This is a genomic window from Cupriavidus sp. KK10, from assembly GCF_018223725.1.
GTDB lineage: Bacteria > Pseudomonadota > Gammaproteobacteria > Burkholderiales > Burkholderiaceae > Cupriavidus > Cupriavidus necator.
On sequence record NZ_CP073677.1, the window covers coordinates 3,618,498 to 3,630,851 of the forward strand.

Annotated in this window: 10 protein-coding genes; 8 read left to right on the forward strand and 2 right to left on the reverse strand. The window is 67.8% G+C overall.

What is annotated here, in order from left to right:
- Positions 1–157 precede the first annotated feature (157 nt).
- The 4 genes from ligD to KB879_RS16980 all read left to right on the forward strand — a co-directional run bounded on the left by ligD (position 158) and on the right by KB879_RS16980 (position 6,991).
- The gene (gene ligD, locus KB879_RS16965; protein WP_211979454.1) at positions 158–2,896 is read left to right on the forward strand and encodes a DNA ligase D; all 2,739 of its coding nucleotides are present in this window, start codon (positions 158–160) and stop codon (positions 2,894–2,896) included.
- Between the two features lie 144 nt (positions 2,897–3,040).
- Positions 3,041–3,436, forward strand: coding sequence for a hypothetical protein (locus KB879_RS16970; RefSeq protein ID WP_153954115.1), 396 nt, complete (start codon positions 3,041–3,043; stop codon positions 3,434–3,436).
- A gap of 311 nt (positions 3,437–3,747) precedes the next feature.
- Positions 3,748–5,757 (forward strand): response regulator, encoded by a 2,010-nt coding sequence (locus KB879_RS16975; protein WP_153954114.1) that lies wholly within the window; start codon positions 3,748–3,750, stop codon positions 5,755–5,757.
- 214 nt (positions 5,758–5,971) lie between these two features.
- Positions 5,972–6,991: a Ku protein gene (locus KB879_RS16980; RefSeq protein ID WP_211979455.1), complete on the forward strand. Its 1,020-nt coding sequence runs from the start codon at positions 5,972–5,974 to the stop codon at positions 6,989–6,991.
- A 70-nt stretch (positions 6,992–7,061) separates the two neighbouring features.
- On the opposite strand, the gene KB879_RS16985 is transcribed toward KB879_RS16980, so the two are convergent.
- Both KB879_RS16985 and KB879_RS16990 read right to left on the reverse strand, forming a co-directional pair.
- Complete coding sequence (locus KB879_RS16985) at positions 7,062–7,502, reverse strand: BON domain-containing protein (protein WP_013953942.1); 441 nt, start codon at positions 7,500–7,502, stop codon at positions 7,062–7,064.
- A gap of 287 nt (positions 7,503–7,789) precedes the next feature.
- A complete protein-coding gene (locus KB879_RS16990) occupies positions 7,790–8,038 on the reverse strand; it encodes a hypothetical protein (RefSeq protein ID WP_194946805.1) in 249 nt (82 codons plus the stop codon).
- Between the two features lie 235 nt (positions 8,039–8,273).
- Between KB879_RS16990 and KB879_RS16995 the strand changes: the two genes are divergently transcribed.
- The 4 genes from KB879_RS16995 (at position 8,274) to KB879_RS17010 (ending at position 12,350) form a co-directional block, all read left to right on the forward strand.
- Positions 8,274–9,230: an oxygenase MpaB family protein gene (locus KB879_RS16995; RefSeq protein WP_371827363.1), complete on the forward strand. Its 957-nt coding sequence runs from the start codon at positions 8,274–8,276 to the stop codon at positions 9,228–9,230.
- Between the two features lie 745 nt (positions 9,231–9,975).
- Positions 9,976–10,302 (forward strand): RNA chaperone Hfq, encoded by a 327-nt coding sequence (locus KB879_RS17000; protein WP_211979456.1) that lies wholly within the window; start codon positions 9,976–9,978, stop codon positions 10,300–10,302.
- Between the two features lie 225 nt (positions 10,303–10,527).
- Positions 10,528–11,835: a FliC/FljB family flagellin gene (locus KB879_RS17005; protein WP_211979457.1), complete on the forward strand. Its 1,308-nt coding sequence runs from the start codon at positions 10,528–10,530 to the stop codon at positions 11,833–11,835.
- 137 nt (positions 11,836–11,972) lie between these two features.
- The gene (locus KB879_RS17010; protein ID WP_211979458.1) at positions 11,973–12,350 is read left to right on the forward strand and encodes a flagellar protein FlaG; all 378 of its coding nucleotides are present in this window, start codon (positions 11,973–11,975) and stop codon (positions 12,348–12,350) included.
- Positions 12,351–12,354 lie beyond the last annotated feature (4 nt).

Genomic DNA, 12,354 nt, shown 5'->3' on the forward strand with positions numbered 1-12,354 from the left:
CACGACAGGCTAGCCGCCGCAGATTTACAACGCCCGGTAAGAAGCACATGCGCGGCGCGCGCATGGGGCTGCCACAGGGCACTGTAGGACGGGCGCCGATTTCAGCGGCGGCATGTGCTGCCTAAGCTGGATACATCCCACGTAACCGGCGACAGCCATGGCCAAGACCACGCGACCGACAGCGCCACAGGATCCAGGCAAACGCCGCGCCTTAGCAAAAGGCGCCGGCAAGCATACGGGCAAGCGCGCCAGCACGGCGCGCCCGGCGGCACGCGGCGCGCCAGCCGCCAAGGCCCCCGCCGCACTCGATAAATACCGCCGCATGCGCGACTTCGGCGCCACGCCGGAGCCCGCCGGCGGCGCCGCGCGCACCCGCGGCCAGCCGCGCACGCGCGCCAGCGAACTGTCCTTCGTGATCCAGAAGCACGCGGCGCGTCGGCTGCACTATGACTTTCGCCTTGAGCTTGGCGGCACGCTGAAAAGCTGGGCCGTGCCCAAGGGCCCGAGCCTGGACCCTGCCGACAAGCGCATGGCCATCCATGTCGAGGACCACCCGCTGGACTACGCCGGCTTCGAGGGCGTGATCCCGGCCGGCCACTACGGTGCCGGCACGGTCATCGTCTGGGACCGCGGCACCTGGTTGCCGGTGGGCGATGCCGAGGCCGGCTACCGCGCCGGCAAGCTGAAGTTCGAGCTGCGCGGTGAAAAGCTGCACGGCCACTGGACCCTGGTGCGCATGCACGGCAGCCGGCAGAAGGAGCAGGACGCCTGGCTGCTGATCAAGGAGCGCGACGAGACCGCCGTGCCGGCATCGGAGTTCGACGTGGTCGAGGCCTTGCCGGACAGCGTGCTGGGCGGCACGCAGCGCAAGCCTGCGGCAAAGCGCGCAAAGACCGCCCAGCCGCCTGACGAAGCCGCACCAGATGCGCGCAGCACGGCGAGGTCCCTGAAGCCGCCGCGCGGCGCGCCGCGCGCGGCCTTGCCGCTGGCGCTGGCGCCGCAGCTGGCCACGCTGGTGGAACAGCCTCCGTCGGACGCGCAGGCCTGGCATTACGAGATCAAGTTCGACGGCTACCGGCTACTGGCCCGCATCGACGGCAAGGATGTGCGCCTGTTCACGCGCCAGGGCCACGACTGGACCAGCAAGCTGCGTGCGCTGGCGCGCGACGTCGGCACCCTGGGCCTGCCCGACGGCTGGCTCGATGGCGAGATCGTGGTGCTCGACAAGCATGGCGCGACCGACTTCCAGGCGCTGCAGAACGCCTTCGATACCGCGCGCGTCGAGGCCATCCAGTACTTCGTGTTCGACCTGCCCTACTTTGCCGGCCATGACCTGCGCAAGGTGCCGCTGGTGGAGCGCCGCGCCCTGCTGCGCCGGATCTTCGCGCACAACACCTCGCCGCGCCTGCAGTTCAGCGAGGACTTCGAGGCCAGCCCTGCCGACATGCTAGAGGCAGCCTGCCGCATGAAGCTTGAAGGCGTGATCGGCAAGCGCGCCGACGCCAGCTATGTCAGCGCGCGCACCAATACGTGGATCAAGCTGAAATGCACCTTGCGCCAGGAGTTCGTGGTGGCGGGTTTCACCGACCCGAAGGGCAGTCGCGCCGGCATCGGCTCATTGCTGCTTGGCGTGCACGACAGCGGCGGGCGGCTGCGCTACGCGGGCAATGTCGGCACCGGCTTCGACACGCGCACCCTGGCTGCGCTGCGCACGCAACTGGACGCGTTGCGCACCGATTCCGCGCCTTTTGAGAGCGTGCCGGCAGGCGTGAAAGGGCACTGGGTGCGGCCAAAGCTGGTGGCCGAAGTCTCGTTCGGCAGCTGGACCCGCGAAGGCCGCGTGCGCCATGCCGTCTTCCACGGCCTGCGCACCGACAAGCCCGCGCGCGCGGTGTCGGTGGAGCGGCCGGCAACGCCGGCAGCCAAGGGCAAGCCGGCGCCAAAAGCGGCAAAGCACACCGGGACACAGCCGAAGGCCGGCACCGCCGCAAAGCGTGCAACCGCCGCCGGCGGCAAAGTCGCGATCAGCCATGCCGGGCGCGTCATCGACACAGCATCCGGCCTGACCAAGGGCGACCTGGTGCGCTACTACGAACGCGCCGCACCACTGATGTTGCCGCACCTGCGCGGGCGTCCGATCGCGATGGTGCGCGCGCCGTCGGGCGTGGGCGGCGAGCAGTTCTTCCAGCGCCATGGCGACACGCTGCGGGTGGACGGCCTCAACGTGCTTGATCCGGGCCTGTGGCCCGGGCATCCCGCGCTGCTGGAAATCGCGTCAGCCGAAGCGCTGGTGTCCGCGGCACAGCTCAACGTGGTGGAGTTCCACACCTGGAACGCCAGCAAACGCAGCATCGACCGCCCCAACCGGATCGTCTTCGACCTGGACCCGGGCGAAGGCGTGCCCTGGGCACAAATGCAGGAAGCCGCCACGCTGATGAAGGCGCTGCTCGATGAACTCGGCCTCGCCAGCTTCCTGAAGACCAGCGGCGGCAAGGGGCTGCACGTGGTGGTGCCGATCACGCCGCGCGCGGGCTGGGACGAGGTGAAGGCGTTCGCGCATGACGTGGTGCGCCATGTCGCCAAGACCATTCCGCAGCGCTTCGTGGCCAAGAGCGGGCCACGCAACCGCGTTGGCAAGATTTTCATCGATTACCTGCGCAATGGCGTCGGTGCCACCACAGCGGCGGCATTCTCGGCGCGGGCACGCCCGGGGCTGGGCGTGTCGATGCCGGTGTGGTGGGAAGAACTCGATACCCTGCAAGGCGCGGCGCAGTGGACCGTCGCCAATGCGGGCCCAAGGCTCGACACCCTGGCCGCCGACGACCCATGGGCGGACTACGCCGACACCCGGCAGGCGATCACGCGCGCCGCTGCGCGACTGGCTCGCACCGGCTAGCCATCCCGCCCGTTCTGCCGGATTCCGCAGCTAACGCCAAGCGGCACATTTCTTGCCGCATCCCGGTATTGGCACACGGCCCGGCGCACCCGCCGCGTGCGCCGCGTTGCACTGCTGCCAGTGCAGCGACGACATGGAGACGTGATGATGAGCCAACTCAGGATCGCCGCGAAGATTCGAGCCGCCACCGCCGCGCCACGCAACCAGCGCGCCTTGCGTCACCTGCTGGTTTCCTGCGCAATGCTGTCCTTCGCCGCCAGCCCGGTGCAGGCACGCCTGCCGGCGCCAACGCCCGAGCAGCAGCAGGCCGCCGAAACCAAGAAGACCAAGGAAGCCGAAGCGGCCAAACAGCAGGCCGAGGCATTGGGCCAGGTCCAGGACCGGATCGCCGCGCGCTTTGGCAAGGGCGCCGCCAGTAGCAGCGCCACCGAGCCCGGCAAGATCCCGCAGAAGGCTGCCGAGGCGACCGGCTCAACCGGACCGCATGGCGGCACCTCCCCCAGCGCGGAAGCGCATGGCGGCGAGGCGGCCCGCCACTGAAGCGCGCAGCGCATGCCACGCAGTTCATTTGCCGCGCTGCGTGCCGGGCGACGCCTGCCCGGCACGTCTCTTGCCACTACCAGCGCAACAGCCTGGCACAGACCGCAGGCGTACCGATGCAAAAGGGGGAACGGCGATGGACGACTTCTGCACGCATGTAATAACTACAACCGGCAGCCGCGCCGGCGCGGCAAAGCTTGCAAGCGGTGCGGCGCGGCCGGCGCGGTTTTACACGGAGCCGCGGACCATCCTAGGCCTTGCTCCCGAGCAACCCTCCGCGCCGGCGCGCAAGCGCCTGTCAGCGTGATGCCATGAAGCCGCACGTCGCCAACCCGGCCCCGCTGATCCTGAATGTCGATGACCGCGAGGGGCCGCGCTATGTCAAGAGCCGCATCCTCCACCGCGGCGGGTATTCCGTGATCGAGGCCGCCACCGGCCATTCGGCGCTGTCGCTGGTGCGACAGCATGCGCCCGTGCTGGTGCTGCTGGCAGCACGCCTGCCCGATATCAGCGGGCTGGAAGTCTGCCGGCTGCTCAAGGCCGATCCACAGACCGCGCACACGCTGGTGCTGCTGACCTCGCCGGGGCTGGCGCAATCGCGCCAGCGCGCAGAGCTGCTGAACTGCGGCGCCGACGGCCACCTGGTCGAGCCTGCGGAGCCGGACGAGGTGTTGTCGAGGATCCAGGCGCTGCTGCGGCTGCGCGGTGCTGAGGACGCCTATCACCGCACTTCGCGGGCACTGCATGCGCATGAAGACATGTTCCGCCAGCTTGCCGAATCGCTGGCCGACGTGGTGTGGATCCTCGACCCGGCAGAGCCCCGCCTGCTGTTCGCCAGCCCCTCGCTCACCGCCTTGTGCGGCCATACACCCGAGCAGCTGGTGCAAGCGCCGCGCCGCTGCCTGGAGCGCGTGGCCCCGGCCGACCGTGCGCGCGTGGAAGCGGCCTTTGCCAGCATGCTGGGCGACGGCAGGCTGGACATCGAGTTCCGCCTGACGCGCCCGGACGGCGAGCGGCGCGATATCCGCGCGCAGGCGTTTCCGGTGCGCAGCGCGGAAGGCCCGCCGGCCGAGGCCGGCGCGCCGCCGTCGCGCATTGCCGGCACCTGCCAGGACGTGACGCTGCAAAACCGCGCCGAACGCGCGCTGCACGACGAGGAACGGCGCAAGGACCAGTTCCTGGCCATGCTGGCGCATGAACTGCGCAATCCGCTGGCGCCGCTGCGCAGCGCCGCGGACCTGTTGCAGCAGCTTTCGCCGTCGCGCGAGGACATGTTCCGTGCGCGCGACATCATCGGCCGGCAGCTGCACCACCTAACGCGGCTGGTGGATGAGCTGCTCGACATCTCGCGCTTCAACCAGGGCCGCATCACGCTGCGCGAGGAGCTGGTGGAACTGCGCACCGCGCTCAGTACCGCGGTGGAAGCCGTGCGCCCCACGATGGAGGCCTGCGGCCATACGCTGCGCCTGTCGCTGCCCGAGCAGCCCCTGCCGGTACGGGGCGACCTGGTGCGCCTGACGCAGATCTTCAGCAACCTGTTGCAGAACGCCGCAGCCTATACGCCCGCCGGCGGCCAGATCGCCGTCGATGCCAGTCTTGAAGACAGCGCGGCGGACACTGTGCCCGATGCCGCGTCCGGTGGCCGCGTCAGCGTGCGCGTGCGCGACAACGGCGCCGGCCTGTCAGAGGCGCTTCAGCGGCAGCTGTTCGATCCGCTGGCCCCGCATGACGACGGCACCGAGCCAGAGTCGCCGCGCAGCGCGTTCCAGCAGGACGGACCCGGTATCGGCCTGACGCTGGTGCAAAAGCTGGTGCGCCTGCATGGCGGCACCATCCGCGCCGACAGCCCCGGCCCCGGACAGGGCAGCACCTTCACGGTGACGCTGCCACTGGAGCCGTGGCAGAAGTGGCACCCAGGCTCCGGCCGCGCTGCGCCGCACCGCGGCGTGCCGCGCCGGATCATGGTGGTGGACGACAACCCTGACGCGCTCGAAGCCATGATGATGACACTGCAGACGCTCGGCCATACGGTGGTGACCGCCGCCGACGGCCCCAGCGCGCTGGCGTGCGCCACCGACGCCCGTCCGGAGGTAGTGCTGCTTGACCTGGGCATGCCCGCCATGGACGGCTTCGAGACCGCGCGCCGGCTGCGCGCGCTGCCCGAGATGCGCGGCGCCACGCTGGTGGCGCTGACAGGCTTCGGCCAGCCAGAGGACCGCCGCCGCGCGCTGGAAGCGGGCTTCGACCAGCATCTGGTCAAGCCGGCCGACCTGGACGCGCTGACACGGCTGCTGGACGACCTCAGCGCGGGCCACCCCTAGCGCGATGCCAATGCCAGCCGCCGATCCCGTCCACCCTTGAACAAGGAAGCTCCGTGCATACCACGCCCGACCCCGACATCCCGCAGCGCAAGCCTGAAACCCCGCCGCCGGAGCCTCCGCCGGGCCCGCCCGAGCCGGTGGCAGACCCGCCTCCGGGCGATCTGCCGCCACCGCCGCCGCAACGTGCCCGTGCGGTTGGCAAAGGAGCCGTCACGTGTCACGCATCATCTGGAAAGGCGCCATAACCTTTGGCCTGGTCAACATCCCGGTGGTATTGCGGCCCGCGTCGCGCAGCCAGACGCTGGACCTGGACCTGCTGGACGTGCGCGACATGGCGCCGGTGGGCTACCAGCGCATCAACAAGAGCACCGGCAAGCCGGTCGACAAGGAACATATCGTCAAGGGCTACCAGTACGCCAAGGACGAATACGTGCTGCTGAACGAGGAAGACTTCCGCCAGGCCAATGTCGAGGCCACGCAGACGGTGGATATCGTCAGCTTTGTCGACGCGCAGAGCATCCCGCCGTACTACTTCGATACGCCCTACTACCTCGAGCCCGACAAGCGCGGCGAGCGCGGCTACGCGCTGCTGCATGAAACCATGCGCCGCACCGGGCGTGCCGCGCTGGCGCTGGTGGTGCTGCGCGCCCGCCAGCACCTGGCCGCGATGCTGGTGCACGGCGACGCGCTGGTGCTCAACACTATGCGCTTTGCCGACGAGGTGCTGCCCATCTCTGAACTGCGCCTGCCCAAGGCAGCCACCGGCAAACCCACCGGCGCGCACGCGCGCGAGATCGAGATGGCCACCAAGCTGGTCGACGACATGAGCGAAGACTGGGAGCCGGAACAGTACCGCGACAGCTATCGTGACGACCTGATGGCGCGCATCGAAGAAAAGATCGATTCCGGCAAGACCCACCAGCTGACCCCGCCTGCGGCAGAGGAAGAAGCGCCGCGCCAGGGCGCCAAGGTCATCGACATGGTGGCGCTGCTGCGCCAGAGCCTGGGCCAGCGCGGCAAGGAAGACAAGGAAGGCGCCGCGCCCGCGCGCCGCAAGACCCCTGCGCGGCATGCCGCCGCCAGTAAGCAGCCCGCTGCAAAGCGGGCTGCGACCCCGCCTGCCAAGGGCGCCAGCACTGCCGCCAAGACCAAGCGCGCACCGGCCAAGCGCGAGTCGCACGCGCCGGCCGCGCGCAAGAGTGCAGGCACTACGCGCAGGAAGCACGCGGCTTAGGCCGGCGCTGCGGTTCGCCAAATCCCGATGGGGTTCTCCCTCTCCCGCTTGCAGGAGAGGGAGCAATGTCTCAGCGCGACGACACCTTCAGGTTGTCATTGACCGACGTCACGCCCTCGACGCTGCGGATCGCGTCCAGCGCCATGTCGTGCTGCTGCTGGCTCGGCACCGTGCCGCTCACGTCGACCGTGCCCTGCTGGGTCTTCACATGGATGGCGGTGGACTTGAGGTCCTTGGTCGTGAGCAGCTTGGTCTTGATCTTGGTGGTGATGGCGCTGTCCTCGACGGCGCGCTTGGTCTTGTCGACGCTCATGTCCGAGGCGGCGCCCCGGTCAGGGTCGGCACGGCCTGGCATGCCCGGCGCGGAATTGACGGGCGCCGCAGGGGTATTGTCCGCCGCAACCAAGATCAGGCCGCTCTTGTCGAGCGCCAGCGCGCTGCCGGCCGCCGCCAGCGCCGCAGCAACACAGACCATCCGCACCGTGCGCGCGGGGATTCGGGAAAAACGCATGGCTGCCTCCTGTTCGGGTCACCAGCGCATCCGCTGCCGTGCCTTGCCTGGCACGCGGAACCACTGGTAAGCCATTTTTCAGCAAGCTCCATACCTGCCGGCCAGGCCGCGCCAGGCGTCCCTGACGGGACCCAGGGTGTGTAAATCGGGCCGCCCGTTGTAAAAGCGCCCGCCGCACGGTGTGCTGCATCGCGCGCTACAGGCCGATGCCGGCGGCACCCGGGTCCTTCCATGCTTGGCACGGCGATTGCGAATCAGGGAACGCGGCAGTTCGCCGCGTCAAGGAGCTAGCAATGGGACAGCAGCAACAGCCGGGTCAATCGCAGTCGGGCCAGAAGCCGCAGGATCAGAAGCAGCAGGAACAATCTGGCCAACGCGGCAGCCAGCAACAGCCGGGACAACAACAAGGCGGCGGTCAGATGGGTAACCAGGACCGCAAGCAGGACCAACAACAGCAGCAGGATCGCGGCAGCTCGCAACCGGGCCAGCAAAGTGGCCAACGCAGCGGCCAGCAAAGCGGCCAGGGTGGCCAGCAAGGCGGACAACGCCAGCCGTAACCAGCGACAGCCACGACAACAGGCAGCTTTCCGGGTATGTGCGGCAGCAACATGCGGTGCGGCCGCAGGGGCATACGCCGGAGATTGGCAGGCCGGGACTCCCGCAAGGGGGCTCCGGCCCTTTTTGCGGCAAGCGCACCGGCATGACCGCGCGCACATCGTCCCGCATCCCGTGTATGCTGGCCCTGACTTCCCCATCCAGGCACCACCGGCCTTGTCCAGCTTTACCGACCCCGCCGCCGGCCGCCCTGCGCAGCCAGGACGCGGGCCGCTGAACCATCTCTCCACCAGGCTGCGTGAGCGCGCTGGCGCGCACGTGCGCGCGCTGACCCGCAGCAATTCCGGCCTGACCCTCGACTACGACAACCCACCGGGCGATCCCGGCCTGTTCGGGCCCGACGCGGTCTGCTGGCGCGTGCACGCCGACTTTCCGGCAATGCTCGCGGGCGGCGTCAGCGCGCTGCTGCTGCAGACGCTGCATCCGCTGGCGCTGGCCGGGGTCTGGGACCACTCCAGCTTTCGCACCGACATGCAGGGGCGCCTGGGGCGCACCGCGCAGTTCATCGCCGGCACCACCTACGGCAGCCGTGCCGATGCCATGGCGCTGATCGGGCGCGTACGGCGCATCCATGCCGGCGTGATTGGCGTGGCTCCGGACGGGCGGCACTATGCAGCCTCCGATCCGGCGTTGCTGACGTGGGTGCACGTGGCCGAGGTCTCGAGCTTCCTGGCTGGCTACCTGCGCTATGTCGGGCCACTGAGCAGCGCCGAGCAGGATCGCTACTACGACGAGGTCGCGCGCATCGCCGAGATGCTGGGCGCGGCCGACGTGCCGCGCTCGCGCGCCGAAGTCACGGCCTACCTTGAGGCCATGCGGCCTGCGCTGCTGGCCAGCGAACGCACCAGCGAAGTGGTGCGGTTGGTGCGGAAGATGCCGGTGGCCAACCCGCTGCTGCAGCCGGCGGTGCGCATCATGGCCCACGGCGGCATCGCCCTCCTGCCGCCGTGGGCACGGCACCAGCTCGATCTGGACGGCCCTTCGATACGGCGCCCGGCCGCACTCGCGGGCATGCATGTGCTGGCACCGGCGCTTCGCTGGGTGCTGGGCGCCGGCCTGGCAGCGCGTGCACGGCGGCGCGTGGCCCGCGGCACCGCCACCACGGCCGGCTGAGGGCCGCGCCGGCTATCGGCGTTCAGCGGACACTTCTTGAAGGGAAATGAGAATTGGCGGCAAAAACCCTCGCATTTCGGAGGATTGCGCGCCGCGAAAGTGGCGTTAAATCTGCCTCGGCATTCCGAACGGCCGGTCGGATTTACCAGCCGCACCAGCCACAGCGCCACAGAGCGCGATTCAAACGACGCAGGCAAAAAAGAAGCCTACGCGCGGGGTGCTCGTAGGCTTTCCAGGACTGCTCGAGCCGAAAGGCTCTTGCCAAGAATATAAACGCGCTTACATGAGGTGTAAATCCCGTTTCTATCAGGGGATTCCCTCATGACGATATGAGATCGTTTGCGCACTTTTGATAATTTGGGCCCTGACGCTACATCAGGGCATTTTTCGCATGGGCTGGCAATTTCCTCACGGGCCCCGTCCACACCGGGCCTGCCGGCCTGCATCCCTCGCCGCAGCATGCGGCAGCGCACAATCTGTTACAATATCCAAGCTTCGAGAGCAACACATTTTATAGAGCAAAGACTCTAGATCCGAATTGGCGCGCGGTTCGTCAACGCTTGTAGAACTTTGTTACTCTCAGCCCCGAAGTATTCCCCTTCTCTTCTGGCAGCACCAACCGGCGACGCCGCAGCTACCGAGAGCGGATGTTTCCCCTGCCGCCCTGGCCGCGCCGCACCCCAAGCCGCCGGCCAACGGACCATTATCAGCCGCCAGAACCCTAGTGGGCTCTTCCGGAGTCGTTGTGAAGAAGAAGGAAACCCGGCCCAGGTCACCGAGCCGAAAGCAACTGCAGCACCAGCAATTTGCAGCGTACAGCACCAGCCAGGCGCCTGTGATCGTCCACCTGTCCAACGGCGCGCGACTGCAGGGCCTCGTGCTGGCGTCCGACGACTACGTGGTGCTGCTTGGCCGGCAGCCGGACGACATCCGGCCCACGGTGGTCTACAAGCGGGCCATCTGCCTGGTCACGCTGGCCAATGCGCCGGACGCGCCGGTGGTGGCACCGGATCCGGCCCCGGCGCCGGACTTCCTGCCGATCTACATCCCCCGCACCCGCAAGCGCCGCTAGGCCAACGCCCGCCCCACACGCCTTCCCGCTCCGGCGCCCCCTGCCGCGCCGGGCCTCCGCCCGCCCTGCCGGCACCCCGCGAAACTATCGCGGAGATCACTCTAAACCTTTCCCTTGCCCGGTCGATAACCCAAGCAACGGAGGCACTCTACGCCCTGCAAAGCAGGCCGCCAACGTTACGGCACTAGCCGGAATGCCCAAAACTTTGCATATAGGAGTCGTACCATGGCGCAAGTCATTAACACCAATTCGTTGTCTCTGATGACTCAGAACAACATGAACACGTCGCAATCGTCGCTGAACACGGCGATCCAGCGCCTGTCGTCGGGCCTGCGCATCAACAGCGCCAAGGACGACGCCGCCGGCCAGGCCATCGCCAACCGCTTTACCTCGAACATCCGCGGCCTGACGCAAGCCCAGCGCAACGCCAACGACGGCATCTCGCTGGCACAAACGACGGAAGGCGCGCTGACCGAAGTCAACAACAACCTGCAACGTATTCGTGAACTGTCGGTCCAGGCGGCCACGGGTTCGAACTCGTCGTCTGACCTGAAGTCGATTCAGGATGAAATCAACCAGCGCCTGTCTGAAATCGACCGTACGTCGCAACAGACCGACTTCAACGGCGTCAAGGTTCTGGCCGGCAGCAACAAGCTGTCCGTCCAGGTTGGCGCCAACGACGGCGAAACCATCTCCATCGATCTGAAGCAGATCGACAGGACCACGCTGGGCCTGAGCGGCTTCTCGGTGGCCAAGAACTCGCTGGACGTTGGCCCGAAGATCACCACGATCAACGCTGCCGCTGGTACCGGTTCGTTCAACGTGAGCTTCGCTGCAGGCGACGTCACCAAGATCAACGCCGCAACCGGCAAGACCTTCGCCGCAGCGGACCTCGAACTGCACGAAGTCAAGACGGCTGCCGGTGCGAACTCGGGCCAGTTCGTCGTGAAGGCTGGTGACGACTACTTTGCCGCTTCGGTCGACCGTACCACCGGGGCCGTGAAGCTCAACGAAGCCGATGTTGCGTTCGACGACACCGCCAATGGCATCAGCGCCGCCGTCACGCTGCAAGACCAACTGGTGCGCGTTGCCAACGATGCTACAGGCGCTGCCACGGGCTACGTCACCGTGCAGGGCAAGAACTACGTCGCTGCCAATACGCTGGTCGACGGCGGTGCAGCCCCCACGCTCAACGTGGCCGTTGGCACGATCTCCCTGAGCGGCGCCACCCCCACGGCCGAATTCACGGGCGTTCCCACCGGCAACGCGCTGAAGAAGATCGACGCCGCGCTGAAGCAAGTCGACGACCTGCGCAGCTCGCTGGGTGCAGTCCAGAACCGTTTTGACTCCGTCATCTCGAACCTGGGCACCACCGTGACCAACCTGTCCTCGTCGCGCTCGCGCATCCAGGACGCTGACTACGCAACGGAAGTGTCGAACATGACCCGCGCGAACATCCTGCAACAGGCTGGTACGTCGGTCCTGGCGCAAGCCAACCAGACCACCCAAGGCGTGCTGTCGCTGCTGCGTTAATCGCGTCGGCGAAACGCGCAAGAAGGCTGGGCCGCAAGGCCCGGCCTTTTTGCCCGAGGAGCATTTCGCAGGCAGCCCGACTGCCTGCAAAGCGTTTCTCCTGGAACTGAACCCTCCCAACCCGGACGGAGTATTCGATGGCGCCTCCCCCGACAGTGAACCCCTTTACCGTGCGGATGCCAGCCGAAGGCTTAGCCGTTGCCATGCCGTCTGGCGGCGCCACCACCATGGCCAGCCAGGCTACGCAGCGACAGGATCGTGCCGTAACCAGCGACCACACAGAAGCCGCCCAGGGATTGGAAACCAGCGCCGCCATCGGCGAGCTGGTCGACGCGCTCAAGACCACCACCATCGGCCTGCGCTTCGAGATCGACGACGCCACGCACCGCGTCATCACCAAGGTGATCGACAAGGAAACCGGCGACCTGATCCGGCAGATGCCCACCGAAGAGGTGCTGCGCATTGCCCGCGCCATCGACAAGCTGCAGGGGTTGTTCATCAACCACGCGGCCTGAGCCC

Excerpts from the sequence above, each read along its gene's own strand:
- ligD (WP_211979454.1), top strand. The coding sequence starts at position 158 with ATGGCCAAGACCACGCGACCGACAGCGCCACAGGATCCAGGCAAACGC.
- KB879_RS16970 (WP_153954115.1), top strand. The coding sequence starts at position 3,041 with ATGATGAGCCAACTCAGGATCGCCGCGAAGATTCGAGCCGCCACCGCC.
- KB879_RS16975 (WP_153954114.1), top strand. The coding sequence starts at position 3,748 with ATGAAGCCGCACGTCGCCAACCCGGCCCCGCTGATCCTGAATGTCGAT.
- KB879_RS16985 (WP_013953942.1), bottom strand. The coding sequence starts at position 7,502 with ATGCGTTTTTCCCGAATCCCCGCGCGCACGGTGCGGATGGTCTGTGTT.
- KB879_RS17005 (WP_211979457.1), top strand. The coding sequence starts at position 10,528 with ATGGCGCAAGTCATTAACACCAATTCGTTGTCTCTGATGACTCAGAAC.
- KB879_RS17010 (WP_211979458.1), top strand. The coding sequence starts at position 11,973 with ATGGCGCCTCCCCCGACAGTGAACCCCTTTACCGTGCGGATGCCAGCC.